This window comes from Pandoraea communis, from assembly GCF_902459745.1.
In the GTDB taxonomy this organism is placed as follows: domain Bacteria; phylum Pseudomonadota; class Gammaproteobacteria; order Burkholderiales; family Burkholderiaceae; genus Pandoraea; species Pandoraea communis.
Genome location: NZ_CABPSJ010000001.1, coordinates 942,272 through 956,158, shown reverse-complemented (window position 1 = coordinate 956,158; position 13,887 = coordinate 942,272). Strand labels below are relative to the sequence as shown.

The following is a 13,887-nucleotide window of genomic DNA, read 5'->3' as shown; positions in this document are numbered from 1 at the left end:
GACAAGACGACAGGAGAACCACCACGATGTCTGAGAATCCATCCGTTGCCATCCTGGGCCCGGGGGCAATTGGCACGACTGTCGCTGCTGCGATGCATGCGGTTGGACGCACGCCGGCGATATACGGCCGTACGATGCATGAGCACCTGGTGCTGCGTATCGATAGCGATCGCATTGTGGTTCCTGGTCCGGTGCGGATTGATCCTGTCGAGATCAGGGGCACATTCGATCTGGTGTTCGTCGCGGTCAAGTCGACACAGGTGGCGGCAGCCGCCTCCTTGCTTTCGGCACTGTGCGACGCAAGGACGGTGGTCTGCGTGCTGCAAAACGGTCTTGAGCAGAAAGCGCTTGTTGCGCCGCACTTGCATGGGGGGCCAGTGCTGCCCTCGGTGGTCTGGTTTCCCGCACAACGCGAACCGGATGCCTCGGTTTGGCTGCGTGGCCAAGCGCGCCTCACATTGCCTGACGCGCCGGGGACCCGCCTGGTGCTCGAGGCTTTGCGTGGCACATGGTGTTCGGTCGACGTCGCGACGGATTTCACATCCGTCGCTTGGCGAAAGCTCCTACAGAACGCGGTAGCAGGGTTGATGGTGCTGACAAATCGTCGCGCAGGCATGTTCTCCCGAAGCGACATCGCCGGGCTGGCGCTCGCCTATCTACGGGAGTGTCTTGAGGTGGCTCGTGCGGCGGGTGCAACACTGGGCGACGACGTCGCGCAAGCGATCGTGGATCAATTTGCCCATTCCCCGCCCGACTTGGGCACGTCGATCCTCGCCGACCGGCAAGCCGGGCGCCCGCTCGAATGGGACAGCCGAAACGGGGTGGTGCAGCGATATGCGCGTGCGCGCGGCATCCCTACGCCAATCAGCGATCTGATCGTGCCACTTCTGGCTGCGGCCAGTGACGGGCCAGGTTAAGTCGCGGAGTCCGGGAAGGGGGCAGAATCTCTGCGGGTTCAGGGCAGGTGAACGTTGGCCACGAGAAAGTCGAGAAACGCGCGCACGCGCGCGGGCAAGTGGCCGCCCTGCCCGACATACACCGCATGCACCGGTTCCAGATCGCCGGGATTGTAGTCTTCCAGCACGGTGACGAGCCGTCCCGCACGCAAATCGGCATCGACGTGATAGCGCGAATGGCGGGCCAGACCCAGCCCCTCGATCGCGAGCTTGCGCATGGTATCGCCGTCGCTCACGGCCATGTTGCCGATCTGCGGATAGTGCGTGATACCGCCGGCGCCGTCGAGAAACGGCCACCCCTGCACCTGACGGTCGAAATTGAAGGCCATGACGTTGTGATGAATCAGGTCGGCTGGGGATCGCAACGGGCCGTTGCGCGCGAGATACTCGGGCGACGCGACCACATGCAGGCGGCTCTCGCCAAGCTTGCGGGCCACCAACCGCGAGTCACGCAGCGGACCTGCGCGCACGGCAACGTCGGCACGCTGCTCCAGCAGGTCGACCACCGTATCGGTGAGTGTCAGATCCAGACGGATCTCGGGGTACTGCGCCAGAAATGCCGGAATCACCGGCAACAGATAGAGCGAGCCGATCGGTACGCTCGAATTCACGCGCAGCAGGCCGCGCGGCACGGCCCCGGCCGCAGCTTCGCGCTCGGCCGCTTCGATGTCGGCCAGCACGCGCAACGCGCGCTCGTGGAACGACGTGCCCTCGGGCGTGAGTTGCAGACGACGCGTCGAGCGATTGAACAGGCGCGCTCCCAGGCGAGACTCGAGCCGGGCAATCAGCTTGCTTACGGCAGACGGTGTCATATGCAACGCGCGCGCCGCCGCCGAGAAGCCGCCATGCGCCACGACCCGCACGAAAACTTCCATATCGCCTGAGCGATTGACGTCCTGTCGACCCATCGAATGTGTCCCTGTCCCTTGCCACAACTGGCTTTGCGCGACGCTGTGACGCCAAGTCACAAATCATTTTCCTTCGCGCAGTCTATTTCATCAATGCGAGGGCGTCTATATTCCGCACATCGGTTACGGCTGTCACCTCGGCGGCGTGACCTTTCCTTATATTCAGACAGGAGTCTTCCGTGCCCATCGCCCTCTACGCCCTGACCGCCGGTGCCTTCGGCATCGGCGTGACGGAATTTGTCATCATGGGTCTGCTGCTCAACGTCGGCGCCGATTTCGGTGTCTCGATCGCGGCCGCAGGCTTGCTTATCTCCGGTTATGCGCTGGGTGTCGTCGTTGGCGCCCCGCTCATGACAACCGCCACCGCCCGCTGGCCGCGCAAGACGGTGCTGCTGGTGCTCATGGCGATCTTCACCATCGGTAACGCCGCGTGTGCGCTGGCGCCGAGCTACGGGGCGCTGATGGCTGCCCGCGTGCTGACGTCGTTCGCCCACGGTACGTTCTTCGGTGTCGGTTCGGTCGTCGCAACCGGTCTGGTGCCGCGTGAGCGCCGTGCGTCGGCCATTGCCGTGATGTTCACGGGGCTGACCGTCGCCAACATTCTCGGCGTGCCGTTCGGTACGTGGCTGGGTCAGCACTTCGGCTGGCGCGCCAGCTTCTGGGCGGTCACGGTCATTGGCGCACTCGCGTTCCTCGTGATCGCCTGGTTCGTGCCGAAGATTGCAGCACCGAAGGATGCGGGTGACTGGCGTGCCGATCTGCGTGCACTGGCACGCCGTCCGGTGCTGCTCGGCTTGCTTACGACGGTGCTCGGTTGGGTAGGTGTGTTCGGCGTATTCACGTACATTGCCCCGCTGCTCACCGAAGTCACCGGTTTTGCCGAAGGTGCCGTTTCGCCGATTCTGCTGATCTTCGGCGGCGGCCTGGTGATCGGTAACCTGCTTGGCGGCAAACTCGCGGATCGTCGCGTGGTGCCGACCGTGTTGGGCAGCTTGCTGGCGCTCTCCGTCGTTCTCGGGCTGATGACCTTTGCGCTGCACTCGCACTGGCTGGCCATCGTGTTCGTGGCCCTGCTTGGCGCGGCAGCGTTCGCGACAGTCGCACCGCTGCAACTGTGGGTGATGGAAAAGGCCTCGGGGGCGGGGGAAAGCCTCGCATCGAGCTTCAACATCGCCGCCTTCAATCTCGGCAACGCCATCGGCGCGTGGCTGGGGGGCTTCGTCATCGACCACGGTCCGGGTCTGGCGGCGGTGCCCTGGGTGGCCGCGCTCGTGCCGCTGGCCGGCGTGGGTGTTGCGTTGCTCAGCCTGCGCCTGGACCGTCGCGATGCGAGCCTGCAAGTCGCGACGAACTGAGAAACGCCTGCGCTGTAACGTGCTCGATGGCCTGACGCCCTTGCGTCAGGCCATCACGCCCACAATCACACTGGCGGCCGGGAATACGGCTGTTGCGCCAACGCCTTCCGCCAGTCCCCGAGCCGCCAGCGTCTCGTGCGGCATGACGGCGGCGAGCCGGCTGCCACCGGGCAACGCCAGCATGATTTCGGCTTGTCCGGCGTCGTCGGTGATGGCGTCGACCGTGCCCGAGAGCCGGTTTGCCGTTGGCAGTCCTGCGAGATCTGCGCCGCGCGCGATATCGATCCATGGCGCCTTGATGAGCGCGAACGCATCGCCACCGATGGCAAGCCCCAACGTTTGCGTGCTGTGATGCGTGAGTGACGCCGTAATCGCTTCGCCGCCGGGCAAGGTCAGCGTGACTTCGTCGTTCACACCACAGCGTCGAATGTCGGTGATGGTGCCGTGCAACTGATTGCGTGCACTCGTTTGCAGACCGAGCCGGGCGATCACGGGCCACTGCTCGTCGAAATGTTCCAGATCGTTGGCCACGCGCGCGAGGAATTGCCGTTGGGCCGCTTCTACCGCCCGAAAGGCCGCCACGAGTTTCGCGCCGCGCGCGGTAAGGCGTGTGCCGCCACCGCCGCGACCGCCTGTGCTGCGCGCGACCAACGGCTCGCCGGCAAGCTGATTCATCGCATCCACGGCATCCCATGCCGCCTTGTAACTCATGCCCGTGGCCTTTGCCGCCGCAGTGATCGATCCGTGTGCGGCAATCTGTTCGAGCAGTGCAATCCGGGCCTGACCACCGAGCGACGAGTTGCCGCGATGCAGCCAAAGCGAACCGCTCACTTGCAGGGCGTCATTCATTTCGTCGTGTAAAACGCCGTCCGGCATTGAAGAAGGTTCGGAAACCATAGTGATTTTCTCGATCAAACGCAGCAGGTGACCGCATTGTAGAAGGTGGGCGAACCAGCGAAAACCGGCGCTGGACGCGGAAGTGTTGCGGCGCACCAACGAAGCGCACTTCGGCCGCCCTTTTGGGGGACGAATGGGGGACGTTTCTCCACTACATTGAATTTCGCCGCATGCCCCCCCAGTGCCGGTCGGCGTCGCGTCAGGCTGAAGTTCAGGTTTGATGCGGCTTGACCGGGAATGCGACGTTTGCCGAAGTGCCCACTCACCTGACACAACAGAAACGGGGTGAAATGATGCGCGTCAGGAATATCAAGGAAACGGTTGACGGGGCTCGATACTATCGTCTGGTTCGCACGCTGCCCAACGGCAAGCGACATCAGATGCAAATCTCTTTCTCCGCGGGTGAAATGCGCTTCAGACGTTTCGTCGCACAGCGATTGTGGTTGCTGCGCGCCGAAATGAGGGATAGCACGCGTGCGGCAGCTATGCCCGCACCGCGCAACAATATGCCGCAGTTGGTCTTCTGATCTCTTCGCAGTACCGTCAGGCAAAACGCCTGGCCGGTTGTGTTTTCCGGTCAGGCGTTTTCGTCGTGCGTTGCGCTGGTGCTCAAACCGCCTTGGGTTGCGTCAGGGGCGTGATCGGTGTGACTGTCGCAGACACCTGCTTCACCGTCGCGCCCGCATGGGCCACCGCAAACGGCACCAATTCGTCGAACGAGATCGGCCGCGCGAACAGGTATCCCTGTGCGTAGGTGACGTTGCGCTCGCGCAGATAATTCGCCTGCATTTCGCTCTCGACACCCTCAGCAACGATCGTCATCCCCATGCGCTCGGCCAGATCGATGATGGAGTCGCAGATGTTGCGCGTGACCACGTCGTCTTCGGTAACCGGCAAGAACTCCTTGTCGATCTTCAGATAGTTGAAGTCGTAGCGCTTCAGGTAGCCGATGGAGTTGTTCTCGGCGCCGAAGTCGTCCAGTGCCGTTTCGATACCCCGGCGCTGGAGTTCCGCCATCACGTTGCGCGCGGCTGCCGAGTCGCGAATGACATAACGTTCGGTGATCTCGGCGATGAGCGGATAGGTGTCGTTCAGCGACCCATAAATCCGTTCGATATCCTGCACGATGGTGTTATCCCGCAAGTGGCGCTCGGCGAGATTGATCGCAATATGAAAGCCTTGCGGTAACGCGCCCTTCGCAACGTCGTTGCGAATCAGCTTAAGCAACGAACGTGTGAGTTCGATAATCAGACCGTTGCCCTCCGCGATGGGAATGAAGGCGTCGGGCCGGACCAGACCGGCCACGGGGTGATGCCAGCGCACCAGCGCCTCGGCACCGGTGCAGCGTCCCGTCGCCAGCTCCATCACGGGCTGGTAGTACACCTTGAATTCGTTGCGTTTGATGCCGAGTGCGATCTGTCGCCGCATGAACTGCGCCGGGCTGAGATGGCGGAACGTCAGAATGCCCAGCAAGACCGCGATCACGGCGCCGAAGGATAGAAAGATGGGGGTGTAATTGGCAATCAGCCTGCGGGTCAACGACGGGCTACCCGCGAGCGACGTCGCGAAGAGTTCCGAGGTGAGTGTAGTTTGCGCGCCGCGCGTGGCGACATTGGCGGATTCCAGCGTTGGCGCCTCGGACGTCAGCGATAGCTTCCCGATGGTCATCGCCGTCCATTCGAGATTGTTGTTCTTCACGCTATGTAAAGACTCGGTGAGGTACACCCCGTCGACAAATCCCAGCACGCCGTCGGTGGCGGAGGTGGGAACGAAAATCGCCAACGCAGGGGCGTCTCGAACATAAGGCGTGCTGGCGACAAAAAGGGCGCGCGTTCCCGTGAGTAACGGCACCAGTTCGTTCGGCAGCGGCATATCGATGGCCTCGTTCGTGCGAAGCACCGACGAGCAATACATCTTGCCGTGAGACACAAGCCAGATGGAACGAAAGTAAGGGCTGAGCGTACCTTCGGCCTGTAGCGCGCTGTTGACCTCGCTACAGTTGCGCCCGACCCAGGCGGTGGCACCCTGAAGCGTGGTGTCGGCGCGGTCGACAATGCGCTCGAGCGCATCGCGTTGGCGTTCGGCCTCTTCCTGCAAAATCGTTTGCGATGCGCCGACGACGCGTAACCAGCCGAGCAGGAGAACAATAAGAAGCGTGACCGTCACCACAAGCCCGGTCACCAGCCACTGCACGACTCTGGAATGTTGAATCATGTTTTGCCGCGAACCAAGGAAGGAGTAGGGCCCTTGTGCTTTGTGCTGCATGGCACAACTCGTCAATCGACTCTACACGAATCCCTGACGCCGACCAACGCCCGATAAACCCGCACAAACCCTTGCGATAAAGGGCCGGGCCGGCTCGTCGGTGGTATATCAGGGGCCAGATCCGCGACCACCTGCCGAGCCCCTCTTGTCGTTTTCTACAACGCATGCAGCGGTGGGCTGGGATGGCGGAATCGCGACAAAACTTGGCGTAACGACGATTTACGCATGCTCTACACTTCACTTATTCAATTTTCGGCAGAAAATGGGATATATCCCAACTTTCATGCATATCTGCACGAAAGCCGCCGGAAAGTTCGATTTTCCAAAGCCTTTGACGTAAATCCTCATCCCATGTCGAGTCAACCTGCAACGTCCCTTCCCGGCGCCTCCTCGCCGGCTGCGCAGGGCACGGCGTTTCGCGTGCTGTCTGCGATCAGCTTCTCCCATTTGCTCAACGACATGATTCAGTCGTTGATCCTGGCCATCTATCCGCTGCTCAAGGCGAGCTTTGACCTGAGCTTCGGCCAGGTCGGTCTGATCACGCTCACGTATCAGATCACGGCGTCGTTGTTGCAACCGGTCGTCGGTCTCTATACCGACAAGCATCCGAAGCCATATTCGCTGCCGGTCGGCATGGGTTTCACGCTTGTCGGCCTGCTGTTGCTGGCGGTCGCACCGAACTTCGGCGTGCTGCTGGTCGCGGCTGCGCTCGTCGGCATGGGCTCGTCGGTGTTCCATCCGGAGTCCTCGCGCGTCGCACGCATGGCCTCGGGCGGACGCCACGGCATGGCGCAATCGTTCTTCCAGGTCGGCGGCAACGTCGGCTCGTCGCTTGGCCCGTTACTCGCCGCGCTGATCATCGTGCCGCATGGCCGCGGCAGCGTGGCGTGGTTTTCCGTGGCGGCGCTCGTGGCGATTGCGGTGCTGTTCCAGGTGAGCCGCTGGTATGCCTCGCAGCGCGCCGCGAGCAAGGGAAAGCCGGCGGCGCGCCGGGGCGGCCACGCGCACCTGTCGCGCGGCAAGGTGATATTTGCCATCGGCATTCTGCTGGTGCTCATCTTCTCGAAGTACTTCTATCTCGCGAGCATCAGCAGCTACTTCACGTTTTATCTGATCAGCAAGTTCCACGTGTCGGTGCAAAGCGCTCAGGTACATCTGTTCGTGTTCCTGTTCGCTGTGGCGGCGGGCACGATGATCGGCGGGCCGCTGGGCGACAAGATTGGCCGTAAGTATGTGATCTGGGGTTCGATCCTCGGCGCGGCACCGTTCACGCTGATGCTGCCGTACGCGAATCTCTTCTGGACCGGCATTCTGACGGTTGCGATCGGCCTGATTCTCGCCTCGGCGTTCTCGGCCATTCTCGTCTATGCGCAAGAGCTGATTCCGGGCAAGGTCGGTACCGTGTCGGGGCTGTTCTTCGGCTTCGCGTTCGGGATGGGAGGCGTGGGTGCCGCCGTGTTGGGGCAACTCGCCGACTCGACGAGCATCGACTTCGTCTACCACGTGTGCGCCTATCTGCCGCTGCTGGGTATCGTGACGATTCTGCTGCCTGATGTCGAAGGCAAAAAGAAGGTGGCTGCGGCCTGAGGCCGCTGCTTGCAGGATTCGCCGGTGCCTGTACACCTGCGACGCAATGAAAAACGCCGGCCCGAGATTTCGGGGCCGGCGTTTTTCTTGTCTGATGCCGCGAAGGCAAGGGGGATTACTGCGTGCCGCGCTTTTGCAGTTCCCAGCGGCCGGTGTCGCCCTTCTTGCAGGCGGGGAGCTTGAGCAAGACTTCCTGACCCTTCGCGCCGAGCAGCACGTTCAGGTCGCGGCAGGTCTTGGTGTCGTCCTTCTGGGTATTGGTCGGCGTGAGGTGAGCCGTGATCGCGACCGAGTTGTGCGTGCCTTTGTTGGTCCACACGACGGTTTCGTTGTCCTGCTTGGTGGATAGGACCTCGTCGGCGGCCTTGGCGAACGACTCGTTGTCGGCCTTTTTCATGTAGGCCAGCGGCGAGTTGCTCATGAACATGAGATTGGAAGCGGCAAACGCGGGGGCGGCCAGGCTGGCGCCGATGACGAGCGCCGTGCCGAGTGCGACCCGGCGGGCACGCGACAGATGAGAATGCGACATTCGGAGTCCTTGAGATTGTCGACAGGGGATGAGTCCTGCATAAGGCCGTGCCGGGACTTGCGTCGACGGTCCGGCCGCAGGGAGCACGTCGATCATAAAAGAAACTGCGCGTGGAGTCATCCCGGCGCGTCGCTGGCGCACGTCACAACTCACGCGTCCGGTTTGGCGCGCTCGCCGCTGGCAGCACTGTCGCCGTCTGCGCCCGGCCTGACGTAGGCGCCGGTGCCGTGCAACTGGTCTTCGGCCAGCGCCAGCGCGCGCACCGCGCCGCGCCCCTTGCGGGCGAGCAGCATTTCCACAAGCGTCTCCACCACGGCGATGCCCGCAGTGATCGAGGGGAAGAACGACGGGCTTTCGTGCGAGAAGAGCACCGTCACGTCGGCGTCGAGGGCGAGCGGCGAGACCGTGGAATCCGTGAGCGCGAGCACGCGTGCACCGGCGGCCCGGGCGGCGCGGGCGACAATCAGCGCTTCATTGGAATAGGGTGCGAAGCTGATGACGACGACCACATCGCGCGCCGAGAGCGCGCGCAACTCCATCTCCAACGTGCCGGCCTCGCCGCGAATCAGGTGCACCGTCGGCCGGAACAGCCGATAGACGTACTGAAACGTGAACGCGATGGGGAAGCACGCGCGAAAGCCTGCCACATGGACGGTGCCCGCATTGGCGAGCAGATCGACGGCAGCGCCCAGCGACGCATTGGCGCCTGCCTCGGTCAGGTCGAGGTTGTTGTGTTGCACGCGGAACATCTCGGGCACCATGCGCGCAGCGTCGCCTTCGCGAATCACCTGACGTGCGCGACTCGCATACGGCTGCGGCCCGAGCCGGATCGATTCGAGAAACAATTCACGCAAGCCATGCCAGCCTTCGAAACCGAGATGTTGCGCGAGCCGCACGAAAGTGGCGGGTTGGACACCGGCCTCGGCGGCAATTGCCCGCATCGAACTGATCGGTACGCGCTGCGGATGATCGAGCAGGAAACGCGCGCCCGCCTGAAACTGCGGGCTGAGCTGGGGATAGCGCTCACGCAACTGCGCGTTGAGTTGATCGAGCGTTTGTGGCAGCGCTGGGGCTTCTGGCATTGGGGGATCGCAACACGGCAACGAAAGAATGTAACGATTGTTGCATGAAATGCCCCAGCCGCGCACGTGCTTTCCCCCCGATGCTCGTGGGCTTCGCGGAGACATCGAAGGTGGTCAGGGGATTGCGCGAAGTGTTGCGACGACAAAATGCATGAAACATATGTTGCAAACGAGCGGAGATACGCCTACACTTGGCGACATTGTTCGCATGCGGGTGGTTGGGGCCATCGCGCGACGCACCATCTTTCCGTCAGGGGTTCAGGCATGACTCATGTGTTTCACCGCAATCCGCGCCAAACGTTGCCCGTCGCGGTCGGCGGCCAGGGAATCGAGCTGATCGACAGCACCGGCAAGCACTATCTCGACGCCTGCGGTGGCGCGGCGGTCTCGTGTCTTGGGCACGGTCATCCCCGTGTGATCGAGGCGATGCAGCAGCAGGCGGCCCAGTTGGCGTACGCGCATACGTCGTTCTTCACGACGGAAGTCGCCGAGCATCTGGCCGACATGCTGGCCGCGAGCGCGCCCGGCGATCTGAACCACGTGTACTTCGTGAGCGGCGGGTCGGAGGGCGTGGAGGCGGCGCTCAAGCTGGCGCGGCAATACTTCGTCGAGATCGGACAGCCACAACGCCGGTATTTCATCGCGCGCCGTCAGAGCTATCACGGCAACACACTCGGTGCGCTGGCCATCGGCGGCAACGCATGGCGACGCGAGCCGTTCCTCCCGCTGCTGGTGCCGGCACACCACGTCTCGCCCTGCTTCGCGTATCGCGAGCGGTTCGAGGGCGAAAGCGATGCGACGTACGTGCAGCGTCTGGCCGACGAACTCGAAGCGAAAATTCTCGAACTCGGCGGCGACACGGTGATCGCGTTCGTGGCGGAGACCGTCGTGGGCGCCACCGCCGGTGCCGTGCCGCCGGTGGGCGACTACTTCAAGCGCATCCGCGCTGTGTGCGACAAGTACGGTGTGCTGCTGCTGCTCGACGAAGTCATGTCGGGCATGGGCCGCACGGGCTATCTGTTCGCTTGTGAAGAAGACGGCGTGGTGCCGGACATTCTGGTGATCGCCAAGGGGCTGGGCGCGGGTTATCAGCCGATCGGGGCAATGCTGTGTTCCGACAAGATATTCGACGCCGTGGTCGGCGGGTCGGGTTTCTTCCAGCACGGTCATACCTATCTGGGCCACGCGATGGCCTGCGCGGCGGCGCTGGCCGTGCAACGCACAATTGCACAAGAGCATCTGCTGGAGAACGTGAAGACGCGCGGCGAGCAACTGCGCGCCCGTCTGCGCGAAGTCTTCGCCGATCACCCGAACGTGGGCGACATACGCGGCCGGGGGCTTTTCGTCGGTGTCGAATTCGTGGCCGAGCGTGCCACCAAGCAAACGCTGCCTACGGCTGACAAGACCCATGCGCGTCTGAAGGCCGCCGCCAAGGAGCGCGGGTTGCTCATCTATCCGATGGGCGGGACGGTCGACGGCGTGCATGGCGACCATGCGCTGATCGCGCCGCCGTTCATCTGCGGGCCGGACGACATCGATCGCATCGTCGAACGGTTGGCGCTGGCGGTGGCCGATGTCACCGGCGTGAAAGCCGCAGGTGCCGCATGACGCGAGCCTTTGCCCTGGCTGTGGCGCCCAACGGCGCGCGTCGCACGCATGTCGACCATCGCGCGCTGCCCATGACGCCGGAAGCCCTTGGCGCGTGCGCGAAGGCGTGTCTGGACGCCGGCGCGGCGATGATCCACCTGCACGTGCGCAAGGCCGACGGCACGCACAGTCTCGAAGTGCCGGACTACACGGCCGGCATCGCCGCCGTGCAGCGAGCCGTGGGCAACGAACTCGTATTGCAGGTGACGACCGAGGCGGTAGGTATCTATTCGCCGGCGCAGCAGATCGCGACCGTGTACGCGCTGCATCCCGAAGCGATTTCGGTGGCATTGCGCGAAGTGTCGCCCGATGCGGCGCACGCGCCGGCGGCCGAAGCGTTCTTCTCGTGGCTCTGGCAGGAGAACATCACCGCGCAATACATCCTGTACGACACCGAAGACGTGGCGCACTATTGGCGTCTGCGCGCGAGCGGGGCGATCCGGGCGGGCCGCCATTGGGTGTTGTTCGTGCTGGGCCGGTACAGCAAGGGGCAGTTGTCGTCGCCCTCCGATCTGCTGCCGTTTCTCTCGGCCTGGCAGAACGGCGTGCAAGCGCTGGGCGAAGCTGCCGCCGCCCCCCCTTGGGCGATGTGCGCCTTTGGCCCGCGCGAGGCCGAGTGCGCGCTGGCGGCAGTGTTGCAGGGCGGCCACGCGCGCATCGGCTTCGAAAACAATCTCCACCTGCCGGACGGCAGCGTTTCGCCGGACAACGCGGCGTCGCTCGCAGCACTGACTGCGGCGGCAACCCCGCTCTCGCTCGTCCCCATGACGGCGGACGCCTTGCGCGACCTCACCCGCTGAGCGCAGGCCCGAGCCTCGCTTGCATTGGCCGGTCCGCCGAAATCGAAAATAAACCCAAATACATGGCCTGACCGGCGTTGCCCGGCCGGGCCGCTGTAATAGAATCGGCGTAACCTCAAAGAGGCCCGCGTCGCCCTCCCCCGGCACCGGGCGTGAACAACGAACGGGAGCGCGGCGTGAAACACTGGTCGATCCGACATCGCATTCTGGCCAGTTTTGGCCTGATCCTGGCCCTGATGGCTCTTATGGCGGGCGTCGCCTATACCCGGCTGGCGGCCATCGAGCAGGAGGCGCACAGCGTGGAGACCGATTCCACGCCGGGGCTGTACTACAGCACAATGCTGCGCGGCGCCTGGTTCGAGAGCTACCAGTTGCTCCAGCAAGTCGTGGCCATCGACGAGAACGACAAGACCCGCGCGATCGATCTCGACGCGCTTCGTACTGCGGATACGACGATCGATGGCTGGATCAAGGACTACGCCACCACCGTCAACCGCGCTGTCGATCGCATGCAGTACGACGAGGTGAGCGGTATTCGCCAGCAATACGGCCGCATCAGCAATCAGGTGCTCAAGCTGGTGAGCGATGGCCAGATGCCCGCCGCGCGCGCGATGCTATCGGATCAGCTCCTGCCGGAATGGGGGCGCGGGCGCTCCGCCATCCAGCGCCTGGTCGACACCAACAAGACCTTCGCCGACGAGTCGACTCGCAACATTGCCGAAGCGGTGAGGGCGGCCAAGGCGACATTGCTCATCACGCTGGCCGTGGCATTGGGGTGCGCGGTGTTGTGCGGCTGGTTGCTGTTCCGGGCGATCAGCGTGCCGCTCGCAAGCGTGATGCAGATTCTGGAAATCATGCGCTCGGGCGATCTGACCAAGCGTCTCGATCTGGCGCGCCGCGACGAATTCGGCGCATTGGAATCCGGTTTCAACCGGATGACGGATGAGTTGACGGGGCTCGTCGGGCAGGCGCAGAAGTCGGCGTTGCAGGTGACGACGTCGGTGACCGAGATTGCCGCCACGTCGCGTCAGCAGCAGGCCACGGCGTCGGAGACGGCGGCGACCACGACGGAGATCGGCGCGACGTCGCGCGAGATCTTCGCCACGTCGCGCGATCTGGCGCACACCATGACCGAAGTGGCGGGGGTGGCCAACCACGCAGCTTCGCTCGCGGGCACCGGCCACGTCGGCCTCACGCGCATGGAAGACGCCATGCGCCATGTGATGGACGCGGCGGGCTCGGTCAATGGCAAGCTGGGCATCCTCAACGAGAAGGCGGGCAACATCAATCAGGTCGTCACCACGATTACGAAGGTTGCCGACCAGACCAACCTGCTCTCGCTCAACGCAGCCATCGAGGCCGAGAAGGCAGGCGAGTACGGACGCGGTTTTGCCGTCGTGGCCACCGAGATCCGGCGTCTGGCCGACCAGACGGCTGTCGCCACCTACGACATCGAGCAGATGATCAAGGAGATCCAGTCGGCGGTGTCGGCCGGCGTGATGGGCATGGACAAGTTCGCCGAGGAAGTGCGGCGCGGCATGGACGAGATGCGTCAGGTCGGCGATCAGCTCGCACAAATCATTGCGCAGGTGCAGACGTTGCCGCCGCGCTTCCAGGTCGTCAACGAGGGCATGCAGGCGCAGGCCACCGGTGCCGAACAGATCAATCAGGCGCTGGTGCAGCTCTCCGAGGCGGCACAGCAGACGGCCGAATCGCTGCAACAGTCGAGCCAGGCCATCGAAGAACTCAATCACGTCGCCAACGGCCTCAAGAGCGGCGTGTCGCGCTTCAAGGTGCTGGCCCTGCCGCCCTCGGGGCTGGTGTGAAGTAACGGCCCTCTTCGTCATTCGCGGACATCGCC

12 protein-coding genes are annotated in these 13,887 nt (G+C 63.6%); 7 read left to right on the top strand and 5 right to left on the bottom strand.

Annotated elements, in window-relative coordinates:
- Positions 1-26: 26 nt before the first annotated feature.
- Positions 27-917, top strand: a complete 891-nt coding sequence (locus PCO31110_RS04420) for an oxidoreductase (RefSeq protein ID WP_150689707.1) — start codon at positions 27-29, stop codon at positions 915-917.
- A gap of 38 nt (positions 918-955) precedes the next feature.
- Here the strand turns inward: PCO31110_RS04420 and PCO31110_RS04415 are convergent, their stop codons facing one another.
- Entirely contained in the window at positions 956-1,864 is a 909-nt protein-coding gene (locus tag PCO31110_RS04415) for a LysR family transcriptional regulator (RefSeq protein WP_150689706.1), read from the bottom strand.
- A gap of 179 nt (positions 1,865-2,043) precedes the next feature.
- Between PCO31110_RS04415 and PCO31110_RS04410 the strand changes: the two genes are divergently transcribed.
- Positions 2,044-3,219 carry an MFS transporter gene (locus PCO31110_RS04410; RefSeq protein WP_010806737.1) on the top strand — a complete coding sequence of 392 codons (1,176 nt, stop codon included), beginning with the start codon at positions 2,044-2,046 and terminating at the stop codon, positions 3,217-3,219.
- Between the two features lie 45 nt (positions 3,220-3,264).
- Here the strand turns inward: PCO31110_RS04410 and PCO31110_RS04405 are convergent, their stop codons facing one another.
- Positions 3,265-4,068, bottom strand: coding sequence for a TOBE domain-containing protein (locus PCO31110_RS04405; protein WP_246189718.1), 804 nt, complete (start codon positions 4,066-4,068; stop codon positions 3,265-3,267).
- Between the two features lie 275 nt (positions 4,069-4,343).
- Here PCO31110_RS04405 and PCO31110_RS04400 point away from each other — a divergent pair, with 275 nt between their 5' ends.
- The gene (locus tag PCO31110_RS04400; protein ID WP_144265878.1) at positions 4,344-4,643 is read left to right on the top strand and encodes a hypothetical protein; all 300 of its coding nucleotides are present in this window, start codon (positions 4,344-4,346) and stop codon (positions 4,641-4,643) included.
- An 82-nt stretch (positions 4,644-4,725) separates the two neighbouring features.
- Here the strand turns inward: PCO31110_RS04400 and PCO31110_RS04395 are convergent, their stop codons facing one another.
- Entirely contained in the window at positions 4,726-6,330 is a 1,605-nt protein-coding gene (locus PCO31110_RS04395; RefSeq protein ID WP_168162939.1) for an EAL domain-containing protein, read from the bottom strand.
- 402 nt (positions 6,331-6,732) lie between these two features.
- Here PCO31110_RS04395 and PCO31110_RS04390 point away from each other — a divergent pair, with 402 nt between their 5' ends.
- On the top strand, positions 6,733-7,968 hold the full coding sequence (locus tag PCO31110_RS04390; protein WP_150689705.1) for an MFS transporter: 1,236 nt from the start codon (positions 6,733-6,735) through the stop codon (positions 7,966-7,968).
- Positions 7,969-8,083: 115 nt separating this feature from the next.
- Here PCO31110_RS04390 and PCO31110_RS04385 read toward each other — a convergent pair whose 3' ends face one another.
- Positions 8,084-8,497, bottom strand: coding sequence for a hypothetical protein (locus PCO31110_RS04385; RefSeq protein ID WP_150689704.1), 414 nt, complete (start codon positions 8,495-8,497; stop codon positions 8,084-8,086).
- A gap of 149 nt (positions 8,498-8,646) precedes the next feature.
- A complete protein-coding gene (locus PCO31110_RS04380; protein ID WP_150689703.1) occupies positions 8,647-9,579 on the bottom strand; it encodes a MurR/RpiR family transcriptional regulator in 933 nt (310 codons plus the stop codon).
- A 264-nt stretch (positions 9,580-9,843) separates the two neighbouring features.
- Between PCO31110_RS04380 and PCO31110_RS04375 the strand changes: the two genes are divergently transcribed.
- From PCO31110_RS04375 to PCO31110_RS04365, 3 genes are all read left to right on the top strand, one after another.
- Positions 9,844-11,187 (top strand): aspartate aminotransferase family protein, encoded by a 1,344-nt coding sequence (locus tag PCO31110_RS04375; RefSeq protein WP_010806730.1) that lies wholly within the window; start codon positions 9,844-9,846, stop codon positions 11,185-11,187.
- Entirely contained in the window at positions 11,184-12,026 is an 843-nt protein-coding gene (locus PCO31110_RS04370; protein ID WP_150689702.1) for a beta-keto acid cleavage family enzyme, read from the top strand. Before PCO31110_RS04375 ends, PCO31110_RS04370 begins: the two co-directional genes overlap by 4 nt.
- A 176-nt stretch (positions 12,027-12,202) precedes the next feature.
- Positions 12,203-13,852 (top strand): methyl-accepting chemotaxis protein, encoded by a 1,650-nt coding sequence (locus tag PCO31110_RS04365; protein ID WP_036663960.1) that lies wholly within the window; start codon positions 12,203-12,205, stop codon positions 13,850-13,852.
- Positions 13,853-13,887 lie beyond the last annotated feature (35 nt).